Below are 16151 nucleotides of genomic sequence, written 5' to 3'. Positions count from 1 at the left end.
CGGTTCGCAGTCCACTCGGCGCAAAGGATGTCTCACGGTGGCGATCGAAGAGCCCGGTCCGACAACCGAGTTCCCGCTACGGCTCGGCAAAGTCGCGCGACGGCAACTCGCTGTCCACGGCTATACGACGTTCCGTCAACTGACCGAGGTCACGGCCAAACAACTGCTGCAGATCCACGGCGTCGGGCCGAAGGCCATCCGCATCCTCGACGAAGAGCTCACCGACCGCGGGCTGTCGTTCGCGACCTGACTTTTCGGCACGGTCGGCGGCTGTTTCGGCACGGTCAGCGGCTGTTTCGGCACGGTCGGCGGCTGTTTCGGCACGGTCAGCGGCTGTATCGGCACGGTCGGCGGGGGTCAGGGCATGGCTGGGGGTTCACCACCGGGACCGCCTGCGCCGCCCGGTCCGCCACCACCAGCAGGCGGGGCTGCCTGGGCGTTCTCCGACTTCGCGGCCACACCGATGGTGATCGCGATGTCGTAGCCGCTGGAGACACTGCCGGTCGCGGTGGCGAGTTCGGCATCCCAGCCGTCACCGAACACGTTGTCGGACGACAAGGTGGTGCGGGTCATGTTGGTGACGCTCTTCTCGTACCCTTCCGCACCGGCGAAGACCGTGTCGCAGGCCTCCTGCGGCAGCGCGATCTGCGACGTGAGCCGGGCGTTCTCTCCTGCGATCGCGACTTCCAGAGAGTCGTAGACCTCGAAGTGGATGTGGGGCCACCGGCCGGAATACGCAGCCGGGAAGATCGAGGTGAACGACACCGTGCCGTCGGCACCGGCAACCTGCACACCGCGCAGATAGTTCTGGTCGGTGATCGCTTTTCCGTACAGCGAATACTCGCCATCACGGTCACAGTGCCAGAGGTAGACCGCCATACCGGCGCCCGGATCGCAGTTCTTCGTCAGATCCTGCAGCGCCATCGTGATGGTGACCGGGACACCCTCGGCTGTACCCGTCGACGTGCCGAAGCTGCTGGTGATGTCTTTGCGGACGATTCCCGATTCGACCAGGACGTTGGGACCGTTCGACCCGTCGCCCGGGTACGGTCCGGCGGTTTCGCCGGGCGCTGCGGCGACGCACTCACCCACCGCGTCAGCGGTCGAGGTGGCCGTCCCCGCGCCGGCCGTCGCAGAGGATGACGCCGTCGTCGACGTAGACGACGGGGAACCGCACGCCGCGAGAGCGGCAGTGGCGCCTGCCGCGCCGAACAGGGCCAAGGCTCCGCGGCGCGACATCGTCTTCATATCGTGCGAGAGGCCGAGGTCGTGCTCGTGCACCTCGGGGTCGCGGCCGAACATCCGGCGTTTGCTCATCGATGACTCCTTCAGGGGCTGTTGTCGTGTGTATCCATGGATATCGGGGCAATCCCGACGCACCCTGCACACCCCCTGTGGGTTCGCTGGGAGCGGTCCCGCGCATCTCGGGCCGGTTCACGATCACGGTGGAATAGATCCCTCGCTCATCCGGTTGTAAGACCTGACGGTGTCCGGATCAAGCCCCGGGTACCACCCCATAAGCCGCCGAGAGCGGCCACTTGCCGAGAGGCGCATTGGCGGGCACCGTCCCTGGCATCGAGAAGGCCGCCGACCATCGGGTCGGCGGCCTTTTCGTGTGCCCACACCCCGTCAGTCGGCGGCCACCGCCCGCGGCGGGTCGACCCGAGGGCCGGGATCGTCGCCGACGTGTAGCCACCGTCCGAGCACACCTTCTTCGACGAACAAGGCATGGACGATCACGGTCGCCGCGATGACGATCGCAGAGAAGACGAACAGCCAGCTGATCACCGTGAAGATGACACCGAGGATGCCGAACTGGTTGGTGGCCGAGGCCAGCACCCGAGACAACCCGATATGCGTGGCGACGACCAGGACGGTGAGCCCCGCGGCCGTGATGCCGGCGTTGAGCAGCAGGCACCGCGTGTTGATGCGGCCCGAGGTGAGCAGCCAGGCGATCCCGAACCACAGGACAGCCCACAGCATGTACCCGAGCGCCAGCTCGACACCGAGGTCGACGGCCGCGCGGACCGACCAGACGTCGCGGAGCGAGGGCAGCACTGTCTGGATCGCCACGCCGATCGCAACGGCGACGATGACGACCAGCCAACGCCAGCTTTGTCTCAGGGACAGCCGCGGCACGCCCCACACCCGGGAGTACATCCGGTCCAGGGCGCGGGAGAACGAGGTGGCGCTCACGAGAGTCATCACCGCACCGAGCACCCCAAAGGTCACGGCGGCATCCTGCGCCCCCGGGGAACCGAGCGCCAGGTCGCCGGAGGTGAGGTCGTACCCCGCGAGCGCATCGTCGAGAACGCCCTTGCCCGGGATCGCGGACAGCAGGATCATCACCGGGAGAATCGAGGTGAAGGCCTGTCCCGCAAGGGTCATCGCCCGGTCGGCGATCTCACTGCGGGCGAGGTCCGACACGATCTGCAGGAGCAGCGAACCACCCGGGAGCGACCTGATCCGGGCGGCGCCGGATTCCACCACCGACGCGAGCGCTTGAGTCATGAGGGAACGCTACTGCGTTCACGATGACGCAGTGGTGTGGGTCGGGGCAGCTGTCAGTCTTGTCTGTCCTTCTTGTGCACGATCTCCGGCGCGACCTCGCGGGTCGCCATGCCGCCCGTGCCGCCCTCGTCGACGGGCCCCGGCCGTCCGCCCTTGGGCTCGTCGGTCGGCTCGCCGGAATCGGGGTGCTCTTTCTTGGAGGTCATCGGCCCAGGTTACGCCCGCAAACGCGTACGCCGATCGTCGAGTAGGGCGCTCATCGGCGCCGAGACCGCGGTGGTCGGGAACACCATGATCGGCGAACCGGATTCACCGATCGGTCGGCACACCCAATGCGAGTATCGCGGTGTCGTCGTCGAGACCTGACCCGAAGCCGGCGAGTAGTTGTTCCAGCGCCGCCACGATGTCGGCGGCGGATGCCGGGGCCTGCGCGTTCGCGAACTCGAGCAGCGCACCGTCGTCGTCGTACCGCGCAGTACCGACGCCGGTACGGGCTTCGGTGAGCCCGTCGGTGTAGAGCACCAGGGTGTCGCCGACATCGAGTCGAACTCGCGCGGAGACGAATGTGGCCTCGGAGAGTATTCCGACGAACTGGCCGCCCGCAGTGCTGATGTGCAGCGCCGTGCCATCGGCCCGCAACAGTAGGGCCGGTGGGTGGCCGCCACTGGCCAGCTCGACGTCCCATCCCCCGCTGCGGTCGGCCTCGCCCTCCCGTGCGGTCAGCACTCCGAAGATCACCGTGCAGAAATGAGGGTCGTCGCCGTGGTATTCGTGGCTCAAGACGGTGTCGAGGTTGTGTAGCACGGCAACCGGATCGGCGTCGTAGACCGCAGCGGAGCGCAAGGTGTAGCGGGTCAGCGACGTCACCGCCGCCGCTCCGGCGCCCTTGCCCGACACGTCCCCCAGGAAGAATCCCCACTGCGTGGACGACAGCGGGAACAGGTCGTAGAAGTCGCCGCCGACGTCGTCGGCCGAGGCCGGGTGATGGTACGCAGCGGCTTCCAACCCATCCGGCGGCGACAGGGACGGTGGCAGCATCGCTCGCTGCAGGGTCGCGGCGAGAACCTCCACCCGCGCACGCTCGCGCTCGGCCCGGCGCCGTTCCTCGAGGAGTTCATTCTCGTACGAACGCCTTTCACGGGCATCCTGCACGGTCACCCGGATCAGGACCACGTTGCCGGCCGCGTCGGTCTTCGCGTTGGCATCGACGAAGACCGGCAGCCGAGAATCGTCGGCGCGCACCAGATCGACCGCGATCCCGTCGAGCTGTCCGCTCATCTGCAATACCGGGCGGAAGTGGGTTTCGTAGTGGATCCGGCCGCCGGCGGTCAGGATCGTGGTGAACGATGCACCGATCAGCGAACTCGGTGGGCGGTCCAACCATCCGCACAGGGTCGTGTTGACCTTTACGATGCGGCCTTCCGGCGACATCGACAAGAAGCCGCACGGCGCGTTTTCGAAGAGGTCTTCGAGCTCGCCGGAACCACTCAGGCCGTCGATCACCTGGCGAATACCGCTATCGCGTCCGCGGTTGCGTCCGGCGCACTGAGCTGCGGACAGTGTCCGGCGGCATCGAGGGTCACCAGTCGACTCCCGGCGATGTGCTCGTGGACGTAGGCACCGACCTCGCGAGGAGCCAGCGAGTCGTGGGCACATTCGATCACCAGGGTGGGCACCCTCACGCGGCCGAGGTCGGCCCGGTTGTCGGACAAGAATGTGGTGCGCGCGAACACGCGGGCGCGGGAGGGATCGGTACGGCAGAAGCTATCGGTCAGTTCGTCGCCGAGTTCCGGGCGCTCCGGGGTTCCCATGATCACCGGGGCCAGCTGCCGCGACCAACCCAAATAGTTGCTCTCCAGGGATTCGAGCAGTTCGTCGATGTCGCGCCTGGTGAAACCGCCGCGGTACCCGTCATCGTCGAGATAACGCGGTGACGGCGTCAGCAGCACCAACTTCGAGAAGCGGGACGGATCCGACGCCACGGCCAGTACCCCGATCATGGCGGCCACCGAGTGACCGACGAACACGACGTCACGTAGATCCAGGTCTCGGACAAGATCGAGCACGTCCTGCGCATAACCGTCGAGTGAGGCATAGCGCTGCGCGTCCCAGGCCGCCGGATCGGACGAACCAGACCCGACGTGATCGAACATGACCACCCGAAAGTGCGGATCCAACTGCTTGGCAACCAGGCGCCACAGATGCTGGTCACATCCGAAGCCGTGCGCGAGCATTACGGTCGGGCCGTCTTCCACCCCGGAGATCGTCACGTTGTTTCGCACCCGCACATCCACGCGACCATCCTCTCACCCGGCCCGACGTGGTTGATAATGACCGGATGCGGTCGCGCCAGAAAATCCTCGACGCCACTCTCGGCCTGATCGGGAGCGGCGGATTCGAGGCGGTGAACATCGCGGCGGTCGCGTCGGCCGCGGGGGTCTCACGACAGACCGTCTACTCGATCTTCGGATCGCGCGAGGATCTGGTGTCGCAGGCGATCGCCGGAGTCGCGCTGGAGATCCTGTCTGCCATCCGATCTCGCATGGAAGCGATCGAGTCACCGGTCGAGTACATCGTCGAACTGATCGTCAGCGGTCGCGCACTCGTCCGCGACGATCAACTTCTCGCCACCCTCTGGACGGCCGGTGAAGGCAATCCCGTTTTCGACACCGGGATGATGACCCGAGCCAGACCCATTGCTCACGAACTCCTCTCACCCCTGGCCGAACGCAATGCCGCCGTGAAGGCGAATCTCGACGACATCGTCGAGATCTCGCTGCGCCTGGGACTGTCCGTCGTGTTGTTCGACGACGAGGCGATCCATTCCGATGACGATCTACGAAAGTTCCTGACGCGCTGGCTCGGGCCTGCGCTGCCCTCATACCCGTGACTGTTTTCCCGTGACACCGGGCACACTGCAGGTCTGCAGTAATTCTTGACACTCTGTGCTCAGAGTGTCTAGGTTTGAGCACGCTGTGGGGGTCGGGACCGCAAGGGTCTCCGGACGCAGCGAAGTGCGACAGCCAATGGGGGTCATGTCATTTCTGCCATCAAACGCCGTACCTTTCTGACCGGTGCGGCCGCCGCGGGTGTTGCGCTGGCCGGCTCCAGGGTGCTTGCGCAGGCCGCGCCGAATCCCGCCGCGGTCCCGCTGACCCGCGAAGACCACCGTGCGGTGGTCATCGGGTCCGGCTTCGGCGGCGGTGTCGCCGCCCTGCGCCTGGCCGAGGCCGGTGTTCCGGTGACGGTGCTCGAGCGCGGAAAACGCTGGCCCACAGGTCCGAACGCCAACACCTTCCCCGACGCCACCGCCCCGGACAAGCGGATTCTTTGGCACAAGTCCGATCCGCAGCTCTTCGGCAGGCCCGCGGTGTTCGACCCCTACGTCGGGCTCCTAGAAGCTGTTGTCGGCGACAACATGACGACGTTGTGCGCGGCAGGCGTCGGCGGCGGGTCGCTGGTCTATCAGGGGATGACGTTGCAGCCCGCGGAATCCGTGTTCAACACACACTTCCCGCAGGAGCTCGACTGGGCGCTGATGAACCGGGTCCACTACCCGCGTGTGGCCCGGATGCTGCAACTGCAGGTCGCTCCGGACGAGTTGATCGCGAGCGAGAACTATCGGGCGCCGAGAGTGTTTGCCGACAACGTCAGGCGAGCCGGGCTCCCGGTGTCGAAGATCCCGATGCCGATCGACTGGAACTTCGCCCTCGACGAGGTCGCGGGCAAGATGAAGCCGTCGTATTCGAACGGATCCGGTGCACTCGGGGTCAACAACGGCGGCAAGCACTCGGTAGACGTCACCTACATCGCCGCAGCGGAGGCAACCGGTCTCGCGACGGTACAGACGCTGCATCAGGTCACCGATGTCGAGCGGGCCAAGGACGGCCGGTGGATCGTCCACGTCGAGCGGACCGACACCTCCGGAAAGGTGCTCGAGAACAAGATCCTGACCACCAAGGCGCTGATCATGGCCGCGGGCAGCATGAACACCACCAAGCTGCTGATGTGCGCTGCCGCCAAAGGTCAGATCCCCGACATGCCGGACGATCTGGGCGGCAACTGGGGCTCGAACGCGGACCGGATCTACGTCTGGACCAACCTGGAGACCGAATTCGGTGCACCACAGGGTGGCCCGGTCGTCTACGGCAGCAAGAACTGGGACAACCCGGAATCCGCGTTCACCGTCATCCAGGCCTCCGTGCCACCACTGTCGTTCGACGCGCGGAGCACGATGATGGTCGGCTACGGGGTCAGCCGAGGGCGTGGCCGGTTCTACTACGACTCCGCCGCCGACGACGCGCGCCTGCGCTGGCCGACGGACGCCGATTCTGCCATCCAGAACGGTCACATCGGACCCGCCGTGCGCAAGATCGCCGGACCGGCAGGCATTCTCACCGATACCAACCTGGCATTCCCGTCCACCTGGCATCCCCTCGGTGGCGCGAGCATGGGATCGGTCTGCGACCTCGAGGGCCGGGTACACGGCCAACCCGGGTTGTACGTTCTCGACGGCGCGCTGATGCCGGGCAACTCCGCGGCCTGCAACCCATCGATGACCATCGCTGCGGTGGCCGAGCGCGCGCTCGACCAGATCGTCGTCCGCGACGTGGGTGCCGCGATATGACGGCCACGCGTGATCGAGCAACATTTGCACACACTGACCGGGGACAGGAAAGCACCATGACCAACGACGATTCGACCTCCAACCGGTCGCCACGTCGCCGGCGCGGCCGAGCAGGGGTACTCGCCGTGTTGCTCTCGATCGCGACCGCTGTCGGTATGAACACCGCAGTCCCGCAGGCGACCGCAGCGCCGGTGACCGCGTTCTACCAACCGCCCACGGACGTCTCGAGTACGCCCGGTTCGGTGGTTCGTACCGAACCGATGCCGCTGCTCGTGTCCGTACCCGGCCTCAACGGCCCGTGGCCGGGCTCGGCGAAGCGAGTGATGTACACGTCGCAGCTGGAGACCGGGGATCCCACCGTGGTGACCGGAACCTTCATCGACTCGACCCAACCGTGGCAGGGCGCAGGCGAGCGGCCCACCATCGTGATCGCCCCCGGCACCATGGGCCAAGGCGACCACTGCGCGCCCTCCCTGGCATTCTCCACCGGTCTACTCCTGGAACCCGATCAGCTGTCCCTGTCCGCGAATCAGGAAGCGCCCGCTGCGGCACGGTGGAACGCGTTGGGAGCAAGGGTCTTCGTCACCGACTACATCGGGCTGGGCACTCCGGGCGTCCACACGTACGTCAATCGCATCGAAGAGGCACACGCGGTCCTCGACGCAGCACGGGCCGCGAACGCGATCAGCGGCACCGGACCGCAGACGCCGATCGCGTTCTGGGGCTACTCGCAGGGTGGCGGTGCCACCGCCGCCGCAGCCGAACTCCAGCCGACCTACGCGCCCGAGTTGAACCTCAAGGGAACCTGGTCGGGTGCACCACCCGCTGATCTACTCGCCGTGCTGACCAAGATCGACGACGGAAACCTCATCGGGGGCGCGATCGGCTTCGCCATCAACGGATTCGTCGCGCGGCATCCGAATCTGAAAGAGCCCCTACGCGAACGGACCTCACCCGCGGGTCAGGTGCTGCTCGATCAACTCAGCACGGAGTGCATAGGCGATGTGATCCTCAAGCACCCCTTCCTGCGGACGAGCTCGCTGACCAGAGACGGCCGATCATTGCTGGCGAATCTCGAGACCATCCCCGAGGCCGCACCCATTTTCGAGCAGCAGCGAATCGGAACGCTGACGCCGAGCACACCCGTCTTGCTCACCGCAGGTATCAACGACGACACCATTCCTCACAATCAGGTGAAAGCACTCGCCACGAGTTGGTGCGACGGCGGCGCCGACGTCACGTTCCGCACCAACGAACTACCCCCGATCGGGCCGGGATTGGTCATTCCCAACCATTTCGGGCCCGAGGTCATCGACGGCATCGTCACCAACGGGGTGATCGACTACCTGCTGGACCGTTTCGCCGACAAACCGGTCAACGGCTGCACGTTCAACTGAGCCGGCGCCCTGAAAACCGCTCCATAGGAGAGCTCCGAGGGAAATGTTCCCTCGGAGCTTTCGTATGGGCCGGTTTTCAGTGGCGATCGGACAGCAACGCGTGCACGGAGCCGGCAATCCCCAGAGCCGTATAGGTGCCCGTGATGGCCACCAGGAGTACGGCCGCGCGGCGGCGTGGTGCGTCGTCGATACTCCGCAACGCATTCAGCCCGCCGACCGTGTCGAGAGAATCGACGAGAAGCCCGAGCCGTTGCCATCGCGCTCGCGCCGGAGTATCTCCCTGGAGGTAACCGACTCCGATGGCCACTGCGCGGGCACCGAACACCCTCGTCAAATAGGTCACCTCTGGCGTCTGGAGTTCCGGGACCCCGGCAGCGCGTAGGTTTGCGCCCGGCGACACGAGCGCCGCAACGCCCCATGCGAGACGTCCGGCGGCCGCGACAGCGAATGCGCGGCGCAGCAGCGCCGGCTGTCTCGGATCTGGTCTGAGGTCCTGCACCCTGTCGTCCATGAAACAAGGCTGCACCGCCCGACCCGGGCCCAGCGATTACCTGGCGGGTAAGGCTTTTCTCAGATGGACGACTCCAGCGTCACCTTCACCGACACCTGGCCTTTGTCGTTGCGGCGGCTCACCCCGTGCCCCGGGCGGTCGACGCCGTCGAGCTTGATCGAGATCGGTGCGCCCTCGCCGGAGAAGTTGCGCCACCAGGTCTTCTTGTCGGGCATCGCGACGGCGATGACCACCTCGTCGCCGGAACGTTTGTATGCGACCGGGATGGAGAAGGTCTTACCCGACTTGCGACCGGTGTAGGTGATGGTGGTGATCGCCTTGCCGATGATCTTGTCGAGCACGGGGATACGCGCGACGACCCCGAATCCCGTGTTCACCACTGCTGCGATCTTCTGAAATGTGCCCATGATCCCCGTCTTCACGAATGGTCGTCGCGGCGCGTCGCCGCGAAGCTCCGGTCGTCAGCGTATCCCCCAGCGCCGCGACGAGTCCGCCGCCGAAGCGCAGGTGATGCACAGTCGCGCTGCGGGAAGTGCCTCCAGCCGGGCCTCCGCGATCGCGGATCCACACCGTTCACAGATGCCGTACGTCCCGCCTTCGACCCGGAGCAGCGCAGCGTCGATGTCGAGAACCAGTGCCTTCGATCTCTCGATCTGCGCGACGAGCTGGCCACGCTCGAACGCCAGGGTCGATCCTTCCGGATCGTGTTCGTCGTCTGAGCTCTCGCCTGCACCGGCCTCGACCACCGACCGTAGGCGAACCGACATCGTCTCGATCAGCTCCGCGGCCTCGGTCCGCTCTGTCGCGAGAGCTTCGCGGGCGGCGTCGGGGTCCATGGCGCGATGATACGGACACCCGCGGACATCGCAGGAGCGCACGAACAACACGGACGCGCGCACCGACGATACTGCGCGAGTACCGGCCCGGCCTTTGTACGATGTGTCGACATCAACCGGGGCGGCAGTACGCGTCCTCGCCACAGCAGCACTCGGACGAGAAGGACCACCAGATCGTGAGAGAACCCGGGTTTTTCACGTCGCTGACCCGCCGCGACGGTGGCCGCAGATTGCCACCCGCTCGTGCCGCCCGCCGGATATCGGCGTTCGCCTACGGCAACATCCTCGTGCTGTCAGTCGTGGTGGTGTCCGAGACACGTGCGGTGGAGGAACGTGAGGCGGCCTGGCTCGTACTCGGAACCACGTTGTCGACCTTCTTCGCCCATCTCTTCGCCGAGTGGTTGTCCCACGGGGTCACCGCACGACGGCCGGGCGAGACCGAAGGCCCGGAGCCGTCGAAGATGGACTTCGCTGCGGCACTGCGCGATGCGTTCCCAATCATCACCTCCGGCACGGTGCCGTTCATAATCTTGCTGATCGGGTCGTTCGAGGTGATCGCATTGTTCGATCCACCCGGCGCCCAGCTGTGCGCAGCGGCCATCATCATCGTCCGAATCGGATTCCTCGGACTCGTGGTGGAGCGATTGCAGTCGAGCAAAGTATCGTGGCGCACAATCGCATCCGGGGTCGGGGTGGCGGCCGTGGCCACGATCATCACCATCGTCAAGGTGATCCTCACCCACTGACGGGGTCAGACGTCCGCGGCGACCCGGAACCCGACGTTCCCCGAGGAGCTGTCGGGCGCACTGCCGATTCGCGCCGACACCCGGTACCGCCGACAGTACGACGCGTGGCACAGATACGACCCCCCGCGCTGGATACGCTCCGCTCCGGCGGCCGGCCCCGTCGGATTCTGCGCGGGCGAGTGCGCGTAGTACGAGGGGTCACGCCAGTCGGCGCACCACTCCCACACGTTGCCCGTCATGCTGTGCAGCCCGTACCCGTTCGGCTCATACGCGTCGACCGGAGCGGTGCCGAGGAAGCCGTCCGCCGCGGTGTTATCGCCGGGGAACACGCCTTGGAAGACGTTCATCCGGTGCGCACCCGCGGGTTCGAGCTCGTCACCCCACGGAAACGGCATGCCGGTCAACCCGCCCCGCGCGCCCGCTTCCCACTCGGCCTCGGTCGCCAACCGGGTGCCCGACCAGGCACAAAACGCGCGGGCATCGTTCCACGAGACATGGACCACCGGATGGTCCGGCCGGTCGTCGATGTCGGACTGTGGACCTTCTGGATGGTTCCAATCCGCACCGAACACCTGCCGCCACCACGGGGTGCCCTCGACCCCGCGGGTGGGCGGGAAGTCAGCGGGTAAAAAGCCGTCGAAGACGAACGACCACTCGTACTTCTCGGCGTCGGTACGCCATCCGGTCGCGGCGATGAACTCGGCGAAGCGCGCATTGGTCACCGCGTATCGGTCGAGCCGGAACGCCGACAGCGACACCTCGTGCACGGGCCCCTCCCCGTCCGCGGGGTACGCCCAGTGCGAGTCGTCGCCCATCCGGAACGTCTGCGCCGGCACCGTGATCAGTGAATCGGACACCATCGGGTTCGCGCGCGGGGTCAGAGCAGCGGCGGAATCACCTTCGGCCGGGCGCCGGCTCGGCGAACAGCAACCATCTGTCATGGGGCCACTGTATTGGCAGCGGCCGGATCTGCCTGTTGCCGGAGGTCACCGGTGGTGGCGGTGAGCGTGATGTGTTGGCCGTCAAACGATTCGACGCCCGCTTCGGCAGCGCCCACACGCGCCTAGACTGGAAGCAATGGCTTCCGACCTGCGCCCCGCTCAGCGGCCGGTCACCGAATGGGACGATGACCGCCGTATAAAACGGCTGCGCGAGACCCGACTGGGCAAAGGCAGAGCATCCGGCCGCTTGTTCGTTCAGCTCGGTGTCGCACTGCTGGCCGTGGTCATCGTGTGCACCCAGTATTGGGTGTACGACGTCGCACCCGAGCGCGCCAGACTGGCGTCGACGCAGCCACAGGTACACCACATCTACGACGCGCAGGACCCGCTCGACCAGGACACCGCGGTCGTCGATCTCGTCGGCCTCGGCAATCTCGACGCAAGCGCCACCGCCATCAAGTTGCCCTCGTTCACCAGGATCGGTCAGGTCTGGGCGGTGCAGTACGACAACTCCGGTCTCGACACCGCGGTGATCAGCCGGATCATCGCCCAGCATGCACTGCGCGAAGGAGTCGATCGGCTCGTGCTGGCCGGCCACAGTATGGGCGGGATCATCGCACTCGAGGTCGCCGAGCACATCGCCGAAGACACCGATCTCGAGTTGAAGGCCGTCATACTCGACTGCACTCCGATCAATCTGCACGCCGTCCGCGCGCAGAGCCGAGACGCCGGGGAGGACATGCTGCGCTGGATGGGTTGGCTACCCGGAGCCCGGGAGAGTCGATCGCTGCGCCTGCTGGTCGAGACCGTGGCACGTAGGGATCGCTACCTGTTCCCGTCGTCCGGCCGCAACCGATTCGTCGACGTGGGCGAGCTCACCCGCGTCGTCGACGAGGTGCTGCACGGGAAGATCCTGTCGAAGAACACCGCCAGCAACGGTCTGATCGAATCGCAGTTCCGGGCGATCGTCGCCTCCGGCGCTCAGGACGATCTCGAGACGCTGACCTCCGACGACGACAACAACCCGGCGTTCGTCTTCCTCCGGCCGATCTTCGGTGACGCTGATCCGGTGGTCGACGTCGACTACAGCCAGCGGGCGCTCTTCGACCGCACCGGCGGCCCCGACGGCCGGCTGCTGGTGGTTCGCATGCCCGGGACCGGGCACGCGAATCCAGGGCAGCAACCGGAGCAGTACAACCGGGCGATCGAGGACGCGATCGATCCGTTCCTGGCAGAGCTCGAACTGCGCGACGGTGATTCGGCCGTCGCCGACGCCGCCGCCGGACGTGAGCGCGGAACTCCCTAGTCTCGCGCGGCCTTGATCAGATCGGCGCACCGCTCGCCGACCATCATCACCGTGATGTTCGGGTTGACGGTGGTGTGCTCGGGAAACACGGAGGCGTCGGCGACGCGGAGACCGTCGACGCCTTTGACCCGGAGTTCGGGATCGAGCGGCGACTCGTCGTCGTCGACCGCGCCCATCCGAACACTCCCTGCGACGTGATAGACGGTGTTGTGGGTCAGCCGGATGTACTCGGCGAGGTCCTCGTCGGACTGCACGTCTATGCCGGGGAAGAGCTCGTCGCCGGCCCAGTCCGCCATCGCAGGTTGCGCCACGATCTCGCGTGCTCGCCGGATCCCGGCGATCATGATGCGCATGTCGTAGCCGCTCGGGTCCGTGAAGTACTTCGGATCGACGAGAGGCTTGTCCCGAAAGTCCCTGGTACGCAATCGGATGGTCCCGCGAGACCGTGCGTGCGTGACGTTCGGGGTGAGTACGAACACGTTTTCCGAGGTGGGATAACCCTGCCGCACCGTATGCATGTCGAAGGGCACCGACCCGTAGTGCATCATCAGGTCGGGACGATCACGACCCGGATCGATGGTGTCGAAGATCCCGATCTCCCACCACTGGGTGGAGGTCTCGGTCATCGGCCGCTTCGCCTCCCACGAGATGACACCCTCGGGGTGATCCTGCAGGTTGGATCCGACGCCGGGCGAGTCGACGAGTACGTCGATCCCGATCTCCCGCAGGTGATCTGCCGGCCCTATTCCGGAGAGCATCAACAATTTCGGGGAGTCCACCGCGCCTGCTGAGAGCACCACTTCGGCGTTCGCGCGGACGACGTGCGTGCGTCCGAACTGTCCGTCCACCACCTCGACGCCGACACACCGTCGCTCGTCGAAGATCAGCTTCTTGGCACGCAGTCCGGTGAGCAGGGTGAAGTTCGGGCGGTCGGAGATCGGATGGATGTAGGAGACGGACGACGACGAGCGGGTCCCGTCGCCTCGCCTGTTGATCTGAAAGAAGTTGGCGCCCTGCACCACTGTGGAACCGGTGTTGAACTTGGTGGTGGGTAGCCCCGCCTGTGCGCAGGCCTCGAGCAGGGCCACGCCGCACGGGTCGGCCGGCGGGACGTTCATCAGGTGCACCGGACCACTGTCCCCGTGGTGCGGGTGGTCAGGACCGGCGTCCTCATTGGTTTCCAAACGCTTGACCAGCGGCCAGACTGTCGCCTTGTTCCAGCCCGTCGCGCCGTGGACCGATTCCCAGTCGTCGATGTCCTCGGCGGGCGGCCAGAACGCGATACACGAATTGTGCGACGAACATCCGCCCATCACCTTGGCCCGCGCATGCCGCAGAAACGAGTTGCCGTTCTCCTGCGGTTCGACGACATAGTCCCAGTCGTAACCGGATTCGAGCAATTCCATCCAGCGGTCGAGCTGCAGGACCTCGGGGACGTCGCGGTCGTCCGGCCCGGCCTCGATCAGCGCCACGCTGACCGACGGGTCTTCCGACAACCTGGCGGCGACAGCGCATCCGGCAGACCCGCCGCCGATGACCACGTAGTCGAATGTCTGCTCGGTGCTCATCAGATGCTCTCCTGAGAGTTGTTCTCGAACCAGCCGGTGACCGCGGGCGCGATGTTCTGGTAGACGTGCTTGGCCTCGCGGTACTCGTCGAGACCGGTCGGTCCGAGTTCGCGACCGACACCGGAATGACCGAAGCCGCCCCACTCGGCCTGAGGCAGGTAGGGGTGATAGTCGTTGATCCAGATGGTGCCGTGCCGCAGCCGATTCGCGACGCGTTGCGCTTTGCCGGCGTCCTGGCTCCACACCGCCCCGGCGAGGCCGTAGTCGGTGTCGTTCGCGATCGCGATAGCGTCTTCTTCGTCGGTGAACGTCTCGATGGTGACCACCGGACCGAACGCCTCGTCGACGACCACCGACATCCCGCTGCGGACCTGATCGAGGATCGTCGGCGTGTAGTAATAGCCCGCATCGAGGTCGGAGTCCCCGGATGTACCGGTTCCGAACGTGCCGCCACACCGCAGGCGGGCACCTTCGGCGACGCCCTTCTGGATGTAGGCGTCCACCTTGTCGCGGTGTGCAGCCGAGATCAGCGGACCCGTCTCGGCGTTGTCGTCGAACGGCCCGCCGAGCCGAATCTGCTCGGCCCGGGCGACGAGTGCGTCGGTGAACTTCTCGGCGATGCTGTCCTGCACCACGATTCGGGCGCCTGCCGAACACACCTGCCCGGAATGTACGAAGGCTCCGTTGAGGGCGTTGTCCACCGCGGCGTCGAAGTCGGCGTCGGCGAAGATGACGTTCGGGTTCTTGCCTCCGAGTTCGAGAGCCACCTTCTTCACGGTGGCCGCTGCCGCCGCGGCGATGACCTTTCCGGTGACCAGTCCCCCGGTGAACGAGACCATGTCGATGTCGCGGTGTTCCGAGAGCGGTGCGCCTGCACCGGGGCCCGCGCCGGTGACGAGGTTCGCCACCCCGGCAGGCAGACCGAGGTCGTCGAACACCTGCATCATCAGGATCGCGGTGTGGGGGGTCAATTCCGCGGGTTTGAGAACGAACGAGCACCCGGCGGCCAGTGCAGGCGCCATCTTCCAGGCGGCTTGCAGCAGTGGATAGTTCCAGGGCGTGATCATGCCGCAGACGCCGACCGGTTCGTACTGGACGCGGCTGATGACGGTGTCGCAGCCCGCATCCACCAGGCGTCCGGCGTCCTGGGCGGCGGCACGGCCGAAGTACTCGAAGCACGCGGTGATGTCGTCGATGTCAATTTCCGACTCCACCAGACGCTTGCCGGTATCCAGCGATTCCGCGCGGGCGAACTCGGCCTTGCGTTCGCGCAGCGCACCGGCCACCCGCAGGAGGAAGGCCCCGCGGTCGGGTGCAGGCACCGATGACCAGCGGCCGTCGTCGAAGGCCCTGCGCGCCGCGGCGATGGCACGTTCGGTGTCGCTGCGGGAGGCCTCACTGACGGTTCCTACATGAGTTCGATCTGCCGGGCACTGGATGTCTCGGGTGCCACCGTCGGCCGCAGCCTCCCACGTTCCGTCGATGAACAGGGTCTGAGCAGTCATGCGTCCTCTTTCCGTGCCGTCACGTCATCGTCCTCGGCGGGGATGGATTCGAAGTCCGGTGACCAGTCGAGCACAGGCCCGGCGTCGACCGCGGTCGAATCGGCACCTACGGAACAATCCGGAATTCTTGGTCGATCACCGCCCAGCTGATGATCCCATGATGCGGACGCCACACCCGATGAACCCGTCACGGACCGGCAGCG

General features: G+C 66.2%; 18 protein-coding genes. 6 read left to right on the top strand and 12 right to left on the bottom strand.

The genetic code is table 11. From position 1 onward, the window contains the following. Positions 1–37 precede the first annotated feature (37 nt). Positions 38–250, top strand: a complete 213-nt coding sequence (locus tag BFL43_RS15810; RefSeq protein ID WP_084893462.1) for a hypothetical protein — start codon at positions 38–40, stop codon at positions 248–250. 107 nt (positions 251–357) lie between these two features. Here BFL43_RS15810 and BFL43_RS15805 read toward each other — a convergent pair whose 3' ends face one another. The 5 genes from BFL43_RS15805 to BFL43_RS15790 all read right to left on the bottom strand — a co-directional run bounded on the left by BFL43_RS15805 (position 358) and on the right by BFL43_RS15790 (position 4805). Next, positions 358–1317 (bottom strand): intradiol ring-cleavage dioxygenase, encoded by a 960-nt coding sequence (locus BFL43_RS15805; RefSeq protein ID WP_084893461.1) that lies wholly within the window; start codon positions 1315–1317, stop codon positions 358–360. A 312-nt stretch (positions 1318–1629) separates the two neighbouring features. After that, entirely contained in the window at positions 1630–2511 is an 882-nt protein-coding gene (locus BFL43_RS15800; RefSeq protein WP_084893460.1) for a hypothetical protein, read from the bottom strand. 53 nt (positions 2512–2564) lie between these two features. Next, positions 2565–2717 (bottom strand): hypothetical protein, encoded by a 153-nt coding sequence (locus tag BFL43_RS29020; RefSeq protein WP_168176658.1) that lies wholly within the window; start codon positions 2715–2717, stop codon positions 2565–2567. A 103-nt stretch (positions 2718–2820) separates the two neighbouring features. Next, positions 2821–4014, bottom strand: coding sequence for a SpoIIE family protein phosphatase (locus BFL43_RS15795; protein WP_346425973.1), 1194 nt, complete (start codon positions 4012–4014; stop codon positions 2821–2823). After that, positions 4011–4805 carry an alpha/beta hydrolase gene (locus BFL43_RS15790; RefSeq protein WP_084893459.1) on the bottom strand — a complete coding sequence of 265 codons (795 nt, stop codon included), beginning with the start codon at positions 4803–4805 and terminating at the stop codon, positions 4011–4013. Before BFL43_RS15790 ends, BFL43_RS15795 begins: the two co-directional genes overlap by 4 nt. Positions 4806–4849: 44 nt before the next feature. Between BFL43_RS15790 and BFL43_RS15785 the strand changes: the two genes are divergently transcribed. The 3 genes from BFL43_RS15785 to BFL43_RS15775 all read left to right on the top strand — a co-directional run bounded on the left by BFL43_RS15785 (position 4850) and on the right by BFL43_RS15775 (position 8535). Beyond that, the gene (locus BFL43_RS15785; protein WP_084893458.1) at positions 4850–5401 is read left to right on the top strand and encodes a TetR/AcrR family transcriptional regulator; all 552 of its coding nucleotides are present in this window, start codon (positions 4850–4852) and stop codon (positions 5399–5401) included. Between the two features lie 150 nt (positions 5402–5551). Next, positions 5552–7138 carry a GMC oxidoreductase gene (locus tag BFL43_RS15780; RefSeq protein ID WP_084893457.1) on the top strand — a complete coding sequence of 529 codons (1587 nt, stop codon included), beginning with the start codon at positions 5552–5554 and terminating at the stop codon, positions 7136–7138. Between the two features lie 56 nt (positions 7139–7194). Next, positions 7195–8535, top strand: coding sequence for a lipase family protein (locus tag BFL43_RS15775; protein ID WP_084893538.1), 1341 nt, complete (start codon positions 7195–7197; stop codon positions 8533–8535). Positions 8536–8611: 76 nt separating this feature from the next. Here the strand turns inward: BFL43_RS15775 and BFL43_RS15770 are convergent, their stop codons facing one another. From BFL43_RS15770 to BFL43_RS15760, 3 genes are read right to left on the bottom strand one after another with little or no spacing between them, the layout of a single operon-like run. Next, positions 8612–9046, bottom strand: coding sequence for a hypothetical protein (locus BFL43_RS15770; protein WP_084893456.1), 435 nt, complete (start codon positions 9044–9046; stop codon positions 8612–8614). Between the two features lie 59 nt (positions 9047–9105). Then, complete coding sequence (locus tag BFL43_RS15765; protein WP_084893537.1) at positions 9106–9453, bottom strand: hypothetical protein; 348 nt, start codon at positions 9451–9453, stop codon at positions 9106–9108. A gap of 54 nt (positions 9454–9507) precedes the next feature. Next, positions 9508–9882, bottom strand: a complete 375-nt coding sequence (locus BFL43_RS15760) for a TraR/DksA C4-type zinc finger protein (RefSeq protein WP_084893455.1) — start codon at positions 9880–9882, stop codon at positions 9508–9510. 176 nt (positions 9883–10058) lie between these two features. Between BFL43_RS15760 and BFL43_RS15755 the strand changes: the two genes are divergently transcribed. After that, the gene (locus BFL43_RS15755; RefSeq protein ID WP_143695349.1) at positions 10059–10628 is read left to right on the top strand and encodes a hypothetical protein; all 570 of its coding nucleotides are present in this window, start codon (positions 10059–10061) and stop codon (positions 10626–10628) included. Between the two features lie 5 nt (positions 10629–10633). On the opposite strand, the gene BFL43_RS15750 is transcribed toward BFL43_RS15755, so the two are convergent. Further along, positions 10634–11569 carry a formylglycine-generating enzyme family protein gene (locus BFL43_RS15750; protein WP_084893453.1) on the bottom strand — a complete coding sequence of 312 codons (936 nt, stop codon included), beginning with the start codon at positions 11567–11569 and terminating at the stop codon, positions 10634–10636. Between the two features lie 136 nt (positions 11570–11705). Here BFL43_RS15750 and BFL43_RS15745 point away from each other — a divergent pair, with 136 nt between their 5' ends. Then, a complete protein-coding gene (locus BFL43_RS15745) occupies positions 11706–12875 on the top strand; it encodes an alpha/beta hydrolase (RefSeq protein ID WP_084893452.1) in 1170 nt (389 codons plus the stop codon). Here BFL43_RS15745 and BFL43_RS15740 read toward each other — a convergent pair. Genes BFL43_RS15740 through BFL43_RS28650 form a run of 3 tightly spaced genes read right to left on the bottom strand, consistent with a single transcriptional unit; the run spans position 12872 to position 16139 of the window. Continuing rightward, complete coding sequence (locus BFL43_RS15740) at positions 12872–14443, bottom strand: GMC family oxidoreductase N-terminal domain-containing protein (protein WP_084893451.1); 1572 nt, start codon at positions 14441–14443, stop codon at positions 12872–12874. The genes BFL43_RS15745 and BFL43_RS15740 overlap by 4 nt on opposite strands. After that, the gene (locus BFL43_RS15735) at positions 14443–15948 is read right to left on the bottom strand and encodes an aldehyde dehydrogenase family protein (RefSeq protein WP_084893450.1); all 1506 of its coding nucleotides are present in this window, start codon (positions 15946–15948) and stop codon (positions 14443–14445) included. Before BFL43_RS15735 ends, BFL43_RS15740 begins: the two co-directional genes overlap by 1 nt. After that, on the bottom strand, positions 15945–16139 hold the full coding sequence (locus tag BFL43_RS28650) for a hypothetical protein (protein ID WP_143695348.1): 195 nt from the start codon (positions 16137–16139) through the stop codon (positions 15945–15947). Before BFL43_RS28650 ends, BFL43_RS15735 begins: the two co-directional genes overlap by 4 nt. Between the last annotated feature and the right edge of the window lie 12 nt (positions 16140–16151).

It is taken from the genome of Williamsia sp. 1135, from assembly GCF_002095395.1.
GTDB lineage: Bacteria > Actinomycetota > Actinomycetes > Mycobacteriales > Mycobacteriaceae > Williamsia.
The sequence above is the reverse complement of the archived record's forward strand: the minus strand, read 5'-3'. Positions and strand labels throughout refer to the sequence as shown.